General features: G+C 72.6%; 12 protein-coding genes and 1 pseudogene. 8 read left to right on the top strand and 5 right to left on the bottom strand.

The window, feature by feature from the left end:
• The first annotated feature begins 31 nt into the window (after positions 1–31).
• From ACFCXS_RS35235 to ACFCXS_RS35220, 4 genes and pseudogenes are all read left to right on the top strand, one after another.
• Entirely contained in the window at positions 32–1,861 is a 1,830-nt protein-coding gene (locus tag ACFCXS_RS35235) for a gamma-glutamyltransferase family protein (RefSeq protein ID WP_376647435.1), read from the top strand.
• 107 nt (positions 1,862–1,968) lie between these two features.
• On the top strand, positions 1,969–2,814 hold the full coding sequence (locus ACFCXS_RS35230) for an inositol monophosphatase family protein (protein WP_376647434.1): 846 nt from the start codon (positions 1,969–1,971) through the stop codon (positions 2,812–2,814).
• Positions 2,815–2,995: 181 nt separating this feature from the next.
• On the top strand, positions 2,996–4,405 hold the full coding sequence (locus ACFCXS_RS35225; protein WP_376647433.1) for a phytoene desaturase family protein: 1,410 nt from the start codon (positions 2,996–2,998) through the stop codon (positions 4,403–4,405).
• Positions 4,402–4,910: pseudogene (locus ACFCXS_RS35220) on the top strand (O-acetyl-ADP-ribose deacetylase). The gene ACFCXS_RS35225 and the pseudogene ACFCXS_RS35220 overlap by 4 nt, the downstream one beginning before the upstream one ends.
• Positions 4,911–4,928: 18 nt before the next feature.
• Here the strand turns inward: ACFCXS_RS35220 and ACFCXS_RS35215 are convergent.
• From ACFCXS_RS35215 to ACFCXS_RS35205, 3 genes are all read right to left on the bottom strand, one after another.
• Entirely contained in the window at positions 4,929–5,762 is an 834-nt protein-coding gene (locus ACFCXS_RS35215; protein WP_376647432.1) for a class II glutamine amidotransferase, read from the bottom strand.
• Between the two features lie 211 nt (positions 5,763–5,973).
• Positions 5,974–7,383 carry a DUF2252 domain-containing protein gene (locus ACFCXS_RS35210; RefSeq protein ID WP_376647431.1) on the bottom strand — a complete coding sequence of 470 codons (1,410 nt, stop codon included), beginning with the start codon at positions 7,381–7,383 and terminating at the stop codon, positions 5,974–5,976.
• Positions 7,384–7,386: 3 nt separating this feature from the next.
• Positions 7,387–7,962: a potassium channel family protein gene (locus ACFCXS_RS35205; RefSeq protein ID WP_376647430.1), complete on the bottom strand. Its 576-nt coding sequence runs from the start codon at positions 7,960–7,962 to the stop codon at positions 7,387–7,389.
• Between the two features lie 235 nt (positions 7,963–8,197).
• Between ACFCXS_RS35205 and ACFCXS_RS35200 the strand changes: the two genes are divergently transcribed.
• Positions 8,198–8,617: a hypothetical protein gene (locus ACFCXS_RS35200; protein WP_376647429.1), complete on the top strand. Its 420-nt coding sequence runs from the start codon at positions 8,198–8,200 to the stop codon at positions 8,615–8,617.
• A 59-nt stretch (positions 8,618–8,676) separates the two neighbouring features.
• On the opposite strand, the gene ACFCXS_RS35195 is transcribed toward ACFCXS_RS35200, so the two are convergent.
• Entirely contained in the window at positions 8,677–10,722 is a 2,046-nt protein-coding gene (locus tag ACFCXS_RS35195) for a SpoIIE family protein phosphatase (protein ID WP_376647428.1), read from the bottom strand.
• A gap of 228 nt (positions 10,723–10,950) precedes the next feature.
• On the opposite strand from ACFCXS_RS35195, the gene ACFCXS_RS35190 reads away from it, so the two are divergent.
• The gene (locus ACFCXS_RS35190) at positions 10,951–11,118 is read left to right on the top strand and encodes a hypothetical protein (protein ID WP_376647427.1); all 168 of its coding nucleotides are present in this window, start codon (positions 10,951–10,953) and stop codon (positions 11,116–11,118) included.
• 149 nt (positions 11,119–11,267) lie between these two features.
• On the top strand, positions 11,268–15,161 hold the full coding sequence (locus tag ACFCXS_RS35185) for a glycoside hydrolase family 2 TIM barrel-domain containing protein (protein ID WP_376647426.1): 3,894 nt from the start codon (positions 11,268–11,270) through the stop codon (positions 15,159–15,161).
• Between the two features lie 27 nt (positions 15,162–15,188).
• On the opposite strand, the gene ACFCXS_RS35180 is transcribed toward ACFCXS_RS35185, so the two are convergent.
• Positions 15,189–15,551: a metalloregulator ArsR/SmtB family transcription factor gene (locus tag ACFCXS_RS35180; protein WP_053671172.1), complete on the bottom strand. Its 363-nt coding sequence runs from the start codon at positions 15,549–15,551 to the stop codon at positions 15,189–15,191.
• A gap of 142 nt (positions 15,552–15,693) precedes the next feature.
• On the opposite strand from ACFCXS_RS35180, the gene ACFCXS_RS35175 reads away from it, so the two are divergent.
• Positions 15,694–17,163: an AlkA N-terminal domain-containing protein gene (locus ACFCXS_RS35175; protein WP_376647485.1), complete on the top strand. Its 1,470-nt coding sequence runs from the start codon at positions 15,694–15,696 to the stop codon at positions 17,161–17,163.
• Positions 17,164–17,169: the final 6 nt, after the last annotated feature.

The following is a 17,169-nucleotide window of genomic DNA, read 5'->3' as shown; positions in this document are numbered from 1 at the left end:
CGACCGACACATGTGAACACCGAGGTCAGCTATGGAATTCACGACTCGTCCCACCCTGCAAGGCACTTTCGGCATGGTGTCCTCCACCCACTGGCTCGCCTCGCAGTCCGCGATGGCCGTCCTGGAGACCGGCGGCAACGCCTACGACGCCGCCGTGGCGGGCGCGTTCGTGCTGCACGTCGTCGAACCGCACCTCAACGGCCCGGCCGGCGAGGCGCCGGTCCTGCTCGCCCCGGCCGGTGGCGAGGTGCGGGTGCTGTGCGGGCAGGGCGTCGCCCCGGCGGGTGCCACCGTCGCGCACTACCAGGGCCTCGGACTGGATCTCGTCCCCGGCACCGGGCCGCTCGCCGCCGCCGTGCCGGGCGCGTTCGACGCCTGGATGCTGCTCCTGCGCGACCACGGAACCAAGTCCCTCGACGACGTCCTGGCGTACGCCATCGGATACGCCGAGCACGGACACGCGCCCGTGGAGCGGGTCGGCGAGACCGTCGAGACCGTGCGCGAGCTGTTCGAGACGGAATGGACCTCCTCGGCGGACGTCTACCTCCCCGGCGGCAAAGCACCGCGCCCCGGTGAGCTCTTCGCCAACCCCACGCTCGCCGCCACCTGGAAGCGCCTGCTCGCCGAGACCGCGGGGGCGGGGGACAGGGAGGCGCGGATCGACGCCGCGCGGGAGGTGTGGCGCACCGGGTTCATAGCCGAGGCGCTCACCCGCCAGGCCGCGCGTCCCACCAAGGACACCAGCGGCGAACGGCACACCGGCACCCTCACGGCCGCCGACCTCGCCGCCTGGTCCGCGACCTACGAGACCCCGGCGACGTACGACTGGAACGGCTGGACCGTGTGCAAGCCGGGCCCCTGGAGCCAGGGCCCGGTCCTCCTCCAGCAACTCGCCCTGCTCCCGCCCGAGCTGCCCCGGTACGGTTCCGCCGACTACGTCCACCTCCTGGTGGAGAACTGCAAGCTCGCCATGGCCGACCGGGAGGCCTGGTACGGGGACGCCGCCGACGTACCCCTCGACGACCTGCTGTCCGAGGCGTACAACACGCCTCGCCGCGCCCTCGTCGGCGAGCGGGCCGACAACGACCTGCGGCCCGGCAGCCCCGGCGGACGCACCCCGCGGCTGGGTGCGCACGCGCGCGCAGCGGCCGCGGCACAGGAGGGCTTCGACGCCCTGGGGGCCGGCGAACCGACCGTCGCCAAGAGCCCGGCGTCCCCCGTGCCGGGCGAGCCGGAGATCCTCGCCGACGGGACCACCCGCGGCGACACCTGCCACCTCGACGTCGTCGACCGCTGGGGCAACATGGTCTCGGCCACCCCCAGCGGCGGCTGGCTCCAGTCCAACCCCGTCGTACCCGAACTCGGCTTCCCGCTCGGCACCCGGCTTCAGATGACCTGGCTGGAGGAGGGGCTGCCGAACTCCCTCACCCCCGGGCGCCGCCCCCGTACCACCTTGACGCCGTCGATCGCCCTGCGCGACGGCGTGCCCGTGATGGCGTTCGGCACGCCCGGCGGGGACCAGCAGGACCAGTGGCAGCTGCACTTCTTCCTTGCCGTCGCCCTGCGCGGCGCCGTGCGCGGCGGCCCCGACCTCCAGGGTGCGATCGACGCCCCGAACTGGCACAACGACAGCTTTCCCGGCTCCTTCTACCCGCGCGGTATGCGCCCGGGCAGTGTGACCGTGGAGTCCCGCACCGACCCCGCCGTCGTCGAGGAACTGCGGCGCCGCGGCCACGACGTGACGGTGGGCGGCCCCTGGTCGGAAGGCCGGCTGTGCGTGGTGGCGCGGGACCCGGAGACGGGCGTGCTGTCGGCGGCGGCGAACCCGCGCGGGATGCAGGGGTACGCGGTGGGCCGCTGATCAGGCGGGTCCGCGCCCGCAGGAACCGTCCCCGCTGTTCATCGCGATGCCACCCGGAGTGCACCGGGCGGGCAGGGCCTGTCAGTGGCCCGTGTTGTCATGGAGGGGTGAACGACAGCAACGAAACCATCGAAGAGTTTCTCGCAGAGCACGCTTCCGACGTCGACGAGGCGATCCGCAAGGCGGCCGCCGCCGAGATCCTGCCGCGCTGGCGCCGGCTCGCCGCGCACGAGGTCGACCAGAAGAGCGGCCCGCACGACCTGGTGACCGACGCCGACCGCAAGGCCGAGCTGTACCTGACCGAGGCCCTGGCCCCCCTGCTGCCCGGCTCGGTCGTGGTCGGCGAGGAGGCGGTGCACGCCAACCCGGCTACGTACGAGGCGATACGCGACGACGCCCCGGTCTGGATCGTCGACCCCGTCGACGGGACGCGCCAGTTCGTGCGCGGCGAGGCCGGGTTCTGCACCCTGGTCGCGCTCGCCCACCGCGGCACCCTGCTCGCGTCCTGGACGTACGCGCCCGCCCACGACCGGCTCGCCTTCGCCCAGCGCGGCAAGGGCGCCCACCTCGACGGGGAGCGGCTGTTCGCCGGAGTGCCGGAGCCCGGCCGGGACCTGCGCGTGGCCACCTCCCACCCCGACTACACGACGGACGAGCAGAAGGACGCCCTGCTCGGCCTGCGCGCCGACGGTGTGGCTCCGCGCCCGTGCGGCTCCGCCGGGCTGGAGTATCTCGCCATCGCCCGGGGCGAGTTGGACGCGGTGGCGTTCTCCTGGGAAGCGGCCTGGGACCACGCGGCCGGTCTGCTCCTGGTCGAGGAGGCGGGTGGCGCTCACCTCACCCTCACGGGCGACCCGTTCCGCATCCAGGGCGGCAACGCCCTGCCCTTCACCGCCGCCCGCGACGCGGCCACGGCCCGCAGGGTGGTGGGGCTGCTGTCGGGCGGGGCCTGAGTACGGAAGATCGTTGCGTGTCGCACACAGTCGGTTACCCGCTGTGCGCACGCAGGGGTTCCGGCGGGCGTGAAGTGCCCTTCCGCAGCGGAAATCGCCTGCGGCCGGTGACTGTCCGTCTCCGGGCATATCCTGAGGCTCAGTGGCCGTCGGCTGACGAAGGGGTCCGAAGGTGCCGTCGATGCTCGATGCCGTCGTAGTGGGTGCGGGACCGAACGGACTGACCGCGGCCGTGGAGCTGGCCCGCCGCGGTTTCTCCGTCGCCGTCTTCGAGGCCCGGAGCACCGTGGGCGGCGGAGCCCGCACCGAGGAGCTCACCCTTCCCGGCTTCCGTCACGACCCGTGCTCGGCGGCCCATCCGCTCGCCGTCAACTCCCCGGCGTTCCGCGCCCTGCCGCTCGAGCGGTACGGGCTGGAGTGGCTGCACGCCGAGCTGCCCATGGCGCATCCCTTCCCGGACGGCTCGGCGGCCGTCCTGGCCCGGACCGTCGGCGAGACGGCGGCCTCCTTCGGCCCGCGTGACGCCGGCGCGTACCGCAGGCTCGTCGAGCCCTTCCTGCCCAAGTGGGACACCCTCGCCCGGGACTTCATGTCACTGCCGCTGACCGCCCTGCCCCGCGACCCGGTCACCCTCGCCCGCTTCGGTCTGGCCGGGCTGCCCCCGTCGACACTGCTGATGCGCCGCTTCCGCGACCAGCCGGCCAAGGCCCTCTTCTCCGGGCTCGTCGCCCACGTCATGGCACCGCTCGGCGGCTTCGCCACCGGCGCCGTCGGCCTGGTCTTCGCCCTCGCGGCGCACGCCCGCGGCTGGCCCCTCGCCCGCGGCGGCTCCCAGTCCCTCTCCGACGCCCTCGCCGCCTACCTGCGCGACCTGGGCGGCAGCGTCCACACGGACTACGAGGTCAAGCGCCTCGACGACCTGCCACCGGCCCGGGCGTACGTCTTCGACACCTCACCCACCGCCCTGGCCCGCATCGCGGGCTTCGGAAACCACTACGCCGGATACCGCTACGGGCCGGGCGTCTTCAAGATCGACTACGCGCTGGACGGCCCCGTGCCCTGGACCGCGAAGGAGGCCCGCGCCGCCGGGACGGTGCAGGTCGGCGCGAGCAGCGCGGAGATCGGATCGGCCCTGCGCGCGGCCTCCCGGGAGAGCCGGGCCCCCGACCGGCCGTTCCTGATCACGGTCCAGCCGAGCGTCGTCGACCCCACCCGGGCGCCGGCGGGCAAGCACGTCTTCTGGGCCTACGGTCACGTCCCGCACGGCTGGACCGGCGACCTCACCGACGCCATCGAACGCCAACTGGAGCGCTTCGCCCCGGGGTTCCGCGACCGCGTCCTGGCCCGGGCCACGGCGGGACCGCCCGAACTCGCCGCCCGCAACGCCAACTACATCGGAGGGGACATCGCCTCCGGCGCGGTCTCCGGCCTCCAGCTCCTGCTGCGCCCGAGGCCCACCCTGTTCCCGTACCGCACCCCGCATCCGGCCGTCTTCATCTGCTCGTCGGCGACCCCGCCGGGCCCCGGCGTGCACGGCATGTCGGGGCACAACGCGGCGAAGGCCGTCTGGAAGCGACTGAGGCAGATATGACGGCCATCGAACCGGTCCGGGGCGACATCACCCGCGAGAGCGTCGACGTGATCGTCAACGCGGCCAACTCCTCCCTGCTGGGCGGGGGAGGGGTCGACGGGGCGATCCACCGCCGTGGCGGCCCCGCGATCCTGGAGGACTGCCGCCGGCTCCGCGCGGCGCACCTCGGCAAGGGCCTGCCCACCGGTCAGGCGGTCGCCACCACCGCGGGCGACCTGGACGCCCGTTGGGTCGTCCACACCGTGGGTCCGGTGTTCAGCACCACCGAGGACCGTTCCGGCCTGCTCGCCTCCTGCTACCGCGAGTCGCTCCGCGTCGCCGGTGAACTCGGCGCCCGTACCGTGGCGTTCCCCGCCATCTCCACCGGTGTCTACGGCTGGCGATGGACGACGGGGCCCGCATCGCCGTCGAGACCGTCCGGGCAGCGGACACCACCGTCGAGGAGGTCAGGTTCGTCCTCTTCGACGAGCGGGCGTACGAGGCGTTCGCCGCGCGGCTGCGCTGAGCAGGGCGGGGGCAGGGCTCAGACCGGCTCCGGCTCGAAGTGCTGCAGCAGGTCCCGCCCGGGCTGCACGACACCGTAGGTGCTCTCCGGTACGGCGTTCCACACGCCGGGCAGATCGCCGAGCGGCTCCGACACGACCAGCCGGGTCTCGTCGGACACATGGTTCAGGAACCCGAGGTCGGGGTGGAGGGCACGCACGTCCTCCACCCGGCTGCTGTAGTACAGCGACCGTGACTTGCCCGCGCTGGAGTAGCGGAAGAACCACACCCGCTCGCCGTCGGTCACCGCGACCGTCATCTGCAGCGGCTGCGGCACCCCGTGCTCGCGGCCCAGCCGCTCGATCAGCCCTGTCATCCGGGCCACCGCGCCCGGCGGGTCGCCGTCCAGCCCGAAGGTGAGCGCCACGTGGAACATCACCTCGGAGTCCGTCGTGCCCTCCATCGAGGCGAACAGCCCCGGATCCACCGCCAGCGTGAGGTCCCGGCGCATCTCGCGGAATCCGTCGATCGCCCCGTTGTGCATCCACATCCACCGGCCGCGGCGGAACGGATGGCAGTTCGTCTGCTGCACGGCCGATCCCGTGGAGGCGCGTACATGCGCGAAGAACAGGGGCGAGCGGACGTGGTCGGCGATCTCCCGCAGGTTGCGGTTGCTCCAGGCCGGGCCGGTGTCGCGGATGACGGCGGGGGTGCGCAGATGCCACGCGTACCAGCCGACTCCGAAGCCGTCGCCGTTGGTGGTCTCGACCCCCATCCGCGCGTGCAGGCTCTGGTCGATCAGCGAGTGCTGCGGACGGTAGAGGACGTCGTCGAGCAGCACGGGAGTGCCCGAGTAGGCGAGCCAGCGGCACATGGCCGTACCCCTGTTCCGAGCCGCCCGGGGCGGACCGGGCGGCTCCGTAGGCGGTGTCCGTGACCCTCAGGGAACCCCGGGTCGCGCCGGGGGCGCATCGCCCGCGGCGGGTGAGAGCGTGACGGGTGAGAGCGGTCCGCCCACGTGGCGCCCCGCGGGGGGCCGGGAGCAGGACGCGCTCCGGTCCGCCCGGGACCGGCCGCAGTGGTCGTCACCGGGCCGCCGCGTGCACACGCCCCGAGCGGACGGCTGCGCCCAGCGCCGCGAAGTCCCGCTCGTTCTGGTCGGCGTACGCCTGGGCGAACACCGTGAGGGCGCGGTCGAAGCGGTCGCCGCCGCCCAGGTAGGCGGCGATGGCGACAGGGTCGCCGGAGCGTGCGTGGGACCGTGCCAGGCTCGCTCCGCACAGCCGCCCGAACAGCCGCAGCAGGTCGGGGTCCATGGTCTCCGGCTGGGCGATGCCCTTCCAGTCCCGCAGTTGCCGCACGTAGAAGTCCCGCTCCTGTCCGTCGAGGCCCACCGCGTGCGTCCAGCCCAGCAGGATGTCGCTGGTCGTCTGGATCAGCCGCTGCCCCGCCACCACACGGCGGCCCTGGTTGTCCCAGCGGTCGCCGCCGCTGTGCGCCGCGAGCACCGACTCCTGCGCCTCCTTGGCCTGGAGCAGCAGGGGATCGTCGTCGTCGCGGCCGAGCAGCAGCACGATCCAGCACCGGGTGCCGACACTGCCGACCCCGACGACCTTGCGGGCGATGTCCACCAGGCGGTACCGGCGCAGCAGATGCCGGCGCTCGGACGACAGGCTGCGGGCGTACCCCTCCAGGACGGCGCGCAGCTCTCCTTCCCGTCCGTGCTCCGAGGAGTCGCCCACCAGGTCCCGCAGCGGGGTGATCAGCGGCGGGTCCGGAGTGATCCGCCGCCCCTCGGCCGTGTCCCGGGTGAGCTTGGCGTAGGCCTGCATGTGGGTGCGGGTCCGGGCGCTCGCCGTGGCCTTCGCGGTGCGGCGCCGTGCCTCCTTGGACATCGACGCGGCCATCAGCTCCCGCATGTGGTCGGCGTCGTCCTGGGCGTACCAGATGTCCAGGTTCCGCATCCCGGCGAAGTCACGCATCCGCCGCCGGTACGCCCGGACACACGTCTCGATCGCGCTGTTCTGCTCGGCGGTCTTGAAGCCGCCTGCGCGGCCCGCGATGGCGAAGCTGGCCGCGAGCCGTTTGACGTCCCACTCGAACGGCCCGGCCAGCGTCTCGTCGAAGTCGTTGATGTCGAAGACCAGGTGGCGCTCCGGCGAGGCCAGCAGCCGGAAGTTCAGCAGGTGGGCGTCCCCGCACAGCTGCACCCGCAGCCCGGTGTCCGTGGTGGCCCCCAGGTCCGCCGCCATGACGGCCGCCGCGCCGCGGTAGAAACGGAACGGCGACTCCAGCATGCGGGCGTAGCGGATCGGCACCAGCTCCGTCACCCGGGTGGCCGACTGGCGCTCCAGCACGTCGACCGGGTCGAACCGGTCCGGCCCGGCCTCGAACCCGGCGTGGGCCGATCGCGGCACCCGCCGCCGCGCGTCCCGGCCGGCGGCCGCCCGCTCGGCCGGTGACATGAAGGTGGTGAAGGGGCTCGGTACGGTCATGGTTCAGTCCTTCCGCCGACTGGGGAAGTCGTCCGAGGGCTCCCGGCCCTGCCGTCGCAGTCCCGCCTCGACGGCGCCGGCGAGGATCCGTGCAGCAACGCCCACCAGCATCAGACCGCCCACCATCTGCATCATCGTCAGTACCCGCCCGGTCTGCGAGCGGGCCGTGATGTCGCCGTATCCGACGGTGGTGAACGTCGTGAGCGTGAAGTACAGGGAGTCCGTCTTGGTCAGCGGCTCGCTGAACGAGCCGGGGGTGGTGTGCTCCAGCAGGAAGTAGGCGCCCGCGAAGAGCAGCAGGAAGAGCGCCAGCGTGGTGGCCAGGGTCTCGACGGCCTTCAGCCGGGGGTGAGGCGAGGTCACGATGGCCCGCACCTGCCACCAGAACACCACGACGACCAGCAGCAGACCGCAGGCCAGCAGCACCGAATCGCCGGTCGTGCCGCGGCCGTCCAGAGGCAGCTCGTAGTAGACGGTGACGAGCCCCGCCGCGACGAGCGCGGCGCGTGCGAGGGCCGAGATCGCCGCACGCCGTCGCTGTCCCCGCCGCCGGTGCGGCTGCTTCGCTGGAACGTCCATCGCGCGTCTCTCGGTCGCGGTCCTGCCTCCGGCACCGGGGCGCCCCACAAGGCCTGTCCCACCACCTCAGCGCTCCGGCGCCGCATTCGGATCACCCGTCACGGGTGAGGCGGCCCGGACCGGCCCTGGGCAGGCTGGGGTCGAGGGGGACGGTTCCCGCACGTCGGGCTTTCCGGCCCCGTACCTCCACCTCCGGTCGCCGACCGCACCGGACGCAGCGAATCGAGGCAGCAGGATGACCGCTACACACCCGACGCACGGATCGCCGAGGGCGAGGCACGGAACCGCCGCCGCGGGCTTGATGATCTTCGCGGCCATCATGCTCATGATCGCCGGGATCCTGGCGATCATGCGCGGCATCTCAGCCATCGCCGAGGACCAGGTCTTCGTCAGTACCCCCAACTACGTCTTCTCCTTCGACCTCACCGGCTGGGGCTGGATCCACCTCGCCCTCGGCATCGTCGCCGTGCTCGTCAGCGTGGGGCTGTTCCAGGCATCCACCTGGGCGCGCGTCCTCGGTGTGGGGATCGCTGGACTCGTCCTCATCGCCAACTTCCTCTCCCTGCCGGCCTACCCGGTCTGGTCCGTGGTGATGATCGCTCTGACCGGGTTCATCATCTGGGCCCTGTGCACCGCGAAGAAGGGCGACATCTGAGAGCCGGGCGGCCGTACCCGCCCGCAAGGGACGGACGCGGCCGCGTCACGGCCCCGCGTTCAGGCCCGCGTGCGGACCAGCAGCAGGGCCACGTCGTCGTCCGGCTCCGGACTCAGCGCGCTGAGCAGGGAGTCGCTCGCGCGCTGAAGGCTGGGTCCCGCGTGCTGGAGCAGCCGGGTCAGGGTGCCGAGGCCGGTGTCGATGGGCTCTCCGCGGTTCTCGACCAGGCCGTCCGTGTACAGGGCGAGCAGGGAGCCCGGGCCGAGCTCCACCTCCACGGTGCCGAACTCCACGCCGCCGACCCCGAGCGGGACACCGCCCGGCACGTCGACGAGCCGCGCACGGCCGTCCGCCCCGGCGAGCACCGGCGGCAGATGCCCGGCGCTGGACAGCTCGCAGGTGCCGCGCCCGAGGTCGCACACCGCGTATACGCACGTCGCGATCGCGTCGCCGAGCGATCCGGCGATGTCGTCTAGGTGCCGCAGCAGCTCGGCGGGCGGCAGGTCCAGCCGGGCCAGCGCCCGCGTCGCCGTGCTCAGCTGCCCCATGATCGCCGCGGCCTGGACGCCCTTGCCCATGACGTCCCCGACGACCAGCCCGGTGCGCCCGGGACCCAGCGGGAGCACGTCGTACCAGTCGCCGCCGACCTCGCTGAGGGCCGGGCGGTAGCGGGCGGCGATGTCCAGCCCTTCCCGCTCGGCGGGTGTGCTCGGCAGCAGGCTGCGCTGCAGGGTCAGGGCGGTGCCGCGCTCGCGGCCGTAGAGGCGGGCGTTGTCTATGCAGATCGCGGCGCGCGCGGCGAGTTCCGAGGCGAGCACGCGGTCCTGGTCGTCGAAGGAGCGCTCGTTGACCGTGCGGTACAGCGAGAGCGTACCCAGCACCTTGCCCCGGGCCACCAGCGGCAGCGCCAGGTAGGAGTGGGCGCCGGCCTCGTGCAGGGCCTGGGCGGCGCGTGAGTCCCGGGCCAGTCGCCGCAGCATCTTGGCGTCCACGCGCTCGACCAGGACCGGGCGGGCGCTGCGGACGCACTGCGTGATGATCCGTGACGAGCCGTACGTGGCGAGTTCGCCGACCGGGTCGGCGGCGTGGATGGCGTCGGTGGGGTAACCGGCCGCGACGGCCAGCGCCCGGAACTCGGCCGGGGAGCCGCCCGACACCGGCGCGATGGTGCCCCCGGAGACGACCGACTCCAGGACGTCCACGGCGGCCAGGTCCGCCAGATGCGGCACGACCACGCCGGCCAGTTCCCGGGCGGTCTGCTGGAGGTCCAGCGTGGTGCCGATCTTCATCCCCGCGTCGGCGATCACCGACAGATGCTGGCGCGCCTGGGCGACCTCGGCCGCGGCCTGCTGGCGCTCGGTGACGTCCAGCACCGCCATCGCGAGCCCCAGGACCCGGCCGTCGGTGTCCTCGATGCGGTGGTACGACTCCGAGTAGGCGCGCTCCCGCGCGTCCGCCGCCGTACGCCCGACGGTCTGCTGGTCCAGCAGCGGTCTGCCGGTTTCCAGGACGTGCCGCATCCGGGTCTCGATGGCCGCCACGTCCAGGTCCGGCAGCACCTCCCCGACCCGGCGCCCCAGCACGGCCTCCTCGGGCACGCCGTTGATCCGCTCCAGTGCGGGGTTGACACCGACCCAGCGCAGGTCGTTGTCGAAGACGGCGATGCCGAGCGGGGTCTGGTTGACGAGGCTGTGGGAGAGCGCGAGGTCGCGCTCCACCTTGCGTACGGTCGTGGCGTCCGTGGCCAGTCCCAGCAGGTGGGGCTGCCCGTCGGGGTCGAGGAGGCGCATCGTACGGAACTCCACGGCCCGTTCCGTGCCGTCGCGGTGCCGCAGCGGGAACACCCCGGCCCACCGCGCCCCCGTGCTGACCTGCGCGAACAGCTCCCTGCCACGGGGGCGGTTCTCGGGGGAGACCAGGAGGGTGTCGGCGCGCTGCCGCAGGGCCTCCTGCGCGGTCCAGCCCAGCAGCTGCTCGATCTCGGGACTCCACAGCGCGATGTGCCCGCCCGCGTCGAGGACCACGGCCGCGACCTTGAGCAGGTCCAGCAGCCCGCCGGGCGCGGCCGTGACGGCGTCGCGGTCCGAGGTCGCGTAGCCGTTCATGCGGGCCGCTCCTTCCGGCGCGGCAAGGGTACCGCCATGATCTGTCGTGCGGGCTGTCCGATGAGGTCACATTACGGTCGCAGGAGCGGCACTGTCGCGCCGAAATGACAAAAAAGCGCCGGTCACCACCCTCGGCGCCGGCACGCACGCCGGCCAGGACGTTTCCACTCGCCGCTCAGGGCCGGTCCTCACCGGGCTGCCGGCGCACGGGGCCTGCGGGAGCCGTCGGTGACCGCGCACGACTTCGGCGGCCGCGTGGACCTGCGCGCCCACCTGCTGCACGGGACGCACCACCGGCGGCTCGCCCCGGCGCCGCACGAGGCCCTGGTGCGTGAGAATCATCAGGACCGCACAAAGTCCGACGCGGTCATTGCTTCGATTGTGTGCGAGTCCTAGGGTGTGCCTGCTCAGCAGTTGCTCTGTCACCGTCAGTTGTCCATCGAATCAACAGAAACACCCACCAGGGGTGCGCAGTTGAGGATCGCATCTGACGTGCCCTCAGTCCGTGCAGCACCGCACCTGTCGAACCGAGGAAGGCCACGTTCATGCCGCACCCCCCGCATCCGTTCTCCGCCGAGCGGCCCGTCGTCAGCCGCCGCCGTCTGCTGGAGGGAGGAGCCGCCGTGCTCGGCGCGCTCGCCCTCTCGGCGTCGCCCACCGTCTCGCACGCGGCCGGCCGGCGCCCGGCGGCGGACGGCCCTCCGGAGTGGAACGACGGCCTGAGCGTGTACCGGGTGGGCACCGAGCCACCGCACACCACCCTCATGCCCTATGCGAACCTCGGACAGGCCCTGAAGGGCGACCGCGAGCGCTCGCCGTACCGGCTGAGCCTCGACGGCACCTGGAAGTTCGCCTACGCCGACCGCCCCGACGACCGTGACCCGGACTTCTACGGCACCGATGTCGACGACTCCGGCTGGGACACCATCCCGGTGCCCTCGGCCTGGCAGCTGCACGGCTACGACTTCCCGATCTACGTCAACATCACCTACCCCTGGTGGGGCCCCAACGGCGGCGGCGAGAACGCCCAGCCGCCCGCCGCCCCGACCCGCTACAACCCCGTCGGCCAGTACCGCCGCACGTTCACCGTGCCCCGCAACTGGTCGGGCCGGCGCACCTTCCTGCACTTCGAGGGCGTCAAGTCCGCCCACTACGTGTGGATCAACGGCAAGCTGGCCGGCTACCACGAGGACTCCTACACCTCCGCCGAGTACGACATCACCCCCCACCTCAAGCCGGGCACCAACCAGATCGCCGTCGAGGTGTACCGCTACTCCGACGCGGAGTGGCTGGAGGACCAGGACATGATCCGGCTGAGCGGCATCTTCCGCTCGGTCCACCTGTTCTCCACGCCCGCCGTGCACGTGCGCGACTTCCGCCTGGACACCCCGCTGGGCGACGACTACACCTCCGCCGAGCTCAAGGTCACCGCACAGGTCCGCGACTACGGCGGCCAGGGCGCGGGCCGCTACACCGTCGAGACGCAGCTCTACGACGCGCGCGGCCACGCCGTCTGGTCCCGTCCCCTGAACCGGACCGTCGAGGTCCCCGACGGCGAGGAGGCCACCGCCGAGGCGTCCAGGGCCGTCCCCTCGCCCGAGCTGTGGTCGGCCGAGCACCCGAACCTCTACACCGCCGTGCTCCGCCTGCGCGACCCGGCCGGCAAGGTGGTCGAGACGCTCTCGCACCGGGTCGGCTTCCGCGAGTTCGCGCTGAGGGACGGCCTGATGCGCATCAACGGCAAGCCGGTCTCCTTCCGCGGCACCAACCGGCACGAGATGCACCCCGTCACCGGCTCGGCGCTCACCCGGGCGCAGATGGTCGAGGACATCGGGATCATCAAGCGGCTCAACATCAACAGCGTCCGCACCTCGCACTACCCCAACAACCCGCTGTGGCTCGAACTCGCCGACGAGTACGGCCTGTACCTCGTCGACGAGACCAACCTCGAGACCCACGGCATCCGCGACAAGTTCCCCGGCAGCGGACACCCGGAGTGGACCGAGGCGTGCGTGGTCCGCGCCCAGAACATGGTCCACCGGGACAAGAACCACGCCTCGGTGGTCATCTGGTCCCTCGGCAACGAGGCCGGCGGCGGTACCACCTTCAACGCCATGCACGACTGGATCCGCTCCTACGACTCCACCCGCGTCATCCAGTACGAGGGCGACGACCGCCCGGGCATCAGCGACATCCGCTCCGAGATGTACGACAGCCCGCAGCGCGTCGAGCAGCGCGCCAAGGACACCGGCGACACCCGGCCCTACGTGATGATCGAGTACTCCCACGCGATGGGGAACTCCAGCGGCAACTTCAAGAAGTACTGGGACATCGTCCGCCGCTACGACGTCCTCCAGGGCGGCTGGATCTGGGACTTCGTGGACCAGGCCCTGCGCTGGCCCACCCCGACGCGCAAGCTGCTGACCGAGTCCGGCCCGGGCTCGCTGCGCGGCGAGGTCATGGCACCCGCGGGCACCTTCGACCGCGCCAAGGGCGTCTCGGGCGGCACCGTCTTCCCCCGCGACTCCCGCCTCGACCTCACCGGCTCCCTGACCCTGGAGGCCTGGGTCACCCCGGACGTCACCGGCGGCCACCAGCCCCTCATCGCCAAGGGCGACACCCAGTACGCCCTCAAGCAGACCGACAAGAACCTGGAGTTCTTCATCCACGGCGGCGGCCAGTGGGTCACCGCGAGCTGGGCGCTGCCCGAGGGCTGGACCGGCGAGGAGCACCACATCGCCGGCGTCTTCGACGCGGACGCGGGCACGCTCACCCTGCACGTCGACGGCCAGGTGCGTGGCACCAGGACCACCACCCGCCGCCCCGCCGGCAACACCGCCCCCCTCTCGCTCGCCACCGACGTCGACAACCCCACCCGGGAGTTCAGCGGCACCATCCGCCGGGCCCGTGTGTACGCCCGCGCCCTGAGCGCGGCGGAGCTGGCCTCGGACACGCGGGGGCCCGACGACGAGGGCGTGCGCTTCTGGTTCGACGCCGCCACAGCCGGCTTCACCGAGAAGCGCCCGCGCGACAGGACGTTCTACTCCTACGGTGGTGACTGGGGCGACAACCCCAACGACGGTGCCTTCGCCGGGGACGGGCTCATCACCGCCGACCGCGGTCTCACCGGCAAGTCCGCAGAGGTCAAGCAGATCTACCAGGCCGTCAATGCCACGTCGGCCTCGGGCGGTCCCGGTGCCGTCACACTCACGAACGAGTACCTGTTCACCAACCTGCGCGAGTTCGAGGGACGTTGGTTGCTGGTCGCCGACGGCGAGGTCGTCCAGCGGGGCCGGCTGACCCGCGACCAGCTCGATGTGGCACCGCTGAGCAGCAAGGACATCAAGGTCCCGGTGCGGATCCCGGCTGAAGCCGAGCCCGGCACGGAGTACTTCCTCCAGCTCTCCTTCACCACGAGGGAGGCCACCCCGTGGGCGAAGGCCGGCTTCGAGGTGGCCAAGCAGCAACTCGCCCTCGACACGGACAGCCCGGCCGTGAAGCCCGCCCCGCTGCGGAGCGTGCCCGCCCTGAGCCACACCGACGGGGACAGGACCGTCACCGTCAAGGGCAAGGGCTTCGCCGTCACCGTCGACAAGGGCACCGGCACCATCACCTCCTACGAGGCGGGCGGCACCCGTCTCCTCACCTCGGGCCCCGTCCCGAACTTCTGGCGCGCGCCCACCGACAACGACCGCGGCAACGGCCAGCACACCCGCAACCAGACCTGGCGCGACGCCGGAGCGAAGCGGAAGGTGTCCGACGTACGCGTCCGGCCCCTGGCCGACCGGGCCGTCGAGGTCACCGTCACCGGCACACTGCCCACGAGCACCGAGTCCACGTACAGCACGACGTACACGGTCTTCGGCAACGGCGAGATCAAGGTCGACAACACCCTGCACCCGGGCGCGGCGAACCTGCCGTACATCCCGGAGGTCGGCACCCTGCTGTTCCTGCCGCGGAGCCTGGACCGGCTGCACTACTACGGCCGGGGCCCCGAGGAGAACATGTGGGACCGCAACAACGCCACCGACGTGGGCCTGCACTCGGGCACCGTCTCCGGGCAGTGGACCTCCTACCTGCGCCCCCAGGAGAACGGCAACAAGACCGACGTGCGGTGGGCCGCGCTGACCGACGGGCGGGGACGCGGACTGCTCGTGAGCGGTGAGCCCCTGCTGGAGGTCAACGCCTCGCACTTCACGCCCGAGGACCTGTCCGTCGGAGCCCGCCACGACTACCAGCTCACTCCCCGGGACGCGGTGGTCCTGCGCCTCAACCACCGCCAGATGGGCGTGGGCGGCGACGACAGCTGGGGCGCACACACGCACGCCGAGTTCAAGCTGCTCGCCGACCGCGACTACGCGTACACCTACCGGCTGCGTCCGCTGACGCGGGTGAGCGAGGCGATGGAGGCCTCGCGGCGGCCGACCGCCACCGACTAGAACGGACGGCGGGACAGCGGCGCCGCCTCAGTCGGCGGCGTCGCTGATGCCGAGCCGCAGATGCTCCACGTGGTACACGGCCTGGTCGAGCAGCTCGGCGACATGGTGGTCGTGCAGCGCGTAGACCACCGAACGGCCCTGCCGCTCGCCCACGACCAGGCCCAGATTGCGCAGCAGCCGCAGCTGGTGGGAACAGGCCGACTGCTCCATGCCCACCTCCGCGGCCAACTCCGTGGCCGGCAGCGGGCCTTCGCGCAGCCGCGCCAGGATCAGCAGCCGGGAGGGCGTGGACAGGGCCTGGAGCGTGGTGGCGACCTTCGCGACGTTGTCCGCGTCCAGGCGTACGCGCTCGGCGGCGTCCTGTGCGGGAGTGACGGCTCCATGACCCATGCCGTCATCGTACCGGCCCCGCACGAACACATGAATGATTCTTCATCTGACCCCGTCCGGGGGGCGGCCCGAGCACGTCGATGTCGGATTCTCGCCAGCCCCGAATCGCCCGGTGCCGGATGCTGGAGGCATGCAGATGGGGATGCACACCGACACCGAGCGCTGCGTGCGCGCCGTCCGGTCCAAGGACGCGCGCTTCGACGGCTGGTTCTTCACGGCCGTCCTGACCACCGGCATCTACTGCCGTCCGAGCTGCCCGGTGGTGCCGCCCAAGCCGGAGAACATGGTCTTCCACCCCAGCGCGGCGGCCTGCCAGCAGGCCGGGTTCCGGGCCTGCAAGCGCTGCCGTCCCGACACCAGCCCCGGCTCCCCGGAGTGGAACCAGCGCGCCGACCTCGTGGCCCGCGCCATGCGGCTCATCGCCGACGGCGTCGTGGACCGCGAGGGCGTGCCGGGCCTGGCCGGCCGGCTCGGCTACAGCACCCGGCAGGTCGAACGCCAGCTCCTCGCCGAGCTGGGCGCCGGCCCCCTCGCACTCGCCCGCGCCCAGCGCGCCCAGACGGCCCGGCTGCTCGTCGAGACGACTGCCCTGCCGATGGCGCAGATCGCCTTCGCCGCGGGCTTCGCCTCGATCCGCACCTTCAACGGCACGGTCCGCGAGGTCTTCGCCCTGCCCCCGAGCGAGTTGCGCGCCCGCGCCCCGAAACGGCAGGGCGCGAGCACCCCCGGCGCCCTGTCCCTAAGGCTGCCGTTCCGCGCCCCGCTCAACCCCGACAACCTCTTCGGCCACCTCGCCGCGACGGCCGTACCCGGCGTGGAGGAGTGGCGCGACGGCTCCTACCGCCGCACCCTGCGCCTCCCGTACGGCCACGGCATCGTGGCCCTCACCCCCAACCCGGACCACATCGCCTGCCGCCTCACCCTCAGCGACCTGCGCGATCTGACCGTCGCCATCAGCCGCTGCCGCCGCCTGCTCGACCTGGACGCCGACCCCGTAGCCATCGACGACGAGCTCCGCACCGACCCGGACCTCGCGCCCCTGGTCGACAAGGCGCCCGGACGGCGGGTGCCGCGCACGGTCGACGAGGCCGAGTTCGCCGTCCGGGCCGTGCTCGGCCAGCAGGTCTCCACCGCCGCCGCCCGCACCCACGCGGCCCGGCTGGTCACCTCGCACGGCGAACCGGTCGAGGACCCCGAGGGCGGTCTCACCCACCTCTTCCCGGCCCCCGAGTCCCTCGCGGCGCTCGACCCCGAGACGCTGGCGATGCCGCGCACCCGCCGTACGACCTTCACCACCCTGGTCGAGCGGCTCGCCGACGGCGACCTCCAGCTGGGCGTCGAGAGCGACTGGCCACGCACCCGCGCCCAGCTCCTCGCCCTGCCCGGCTTCGGCCCCTGGACGGTGGACGTCATCGCCATGCGCGCCCTCGGCGACCCCGACGCCTTCCTCCCCACCGACCTCGGCATCCGCCGCGCCGCCCGGGAACTGGGCCTGCCCTCCACCCCGGCCGCCCTCACCGCCCGCGCGGCGGCCTGGCGCCCCTGGCGGGCCTACGCGGTCCAGTACCTCTGGGCGACCGACAGGCACCCGATCAACTTCCTTCCGGTATAGGGACGT

Source organism: Streptomyces sp. NPDC056373, assembly GCF_042262425.1.
In the GTDB taxonomy this organism is placed as follows: domain Bacteria; phylum Actinomycetota; class Actinomycetes; order Streptomycetales; family Streptomycetaceae; genus Streptomyces.
Note: the sequence above shows the minus strand (reverse complement) of the source record. Positions and strands in the feature narration are given on the sequence as shown.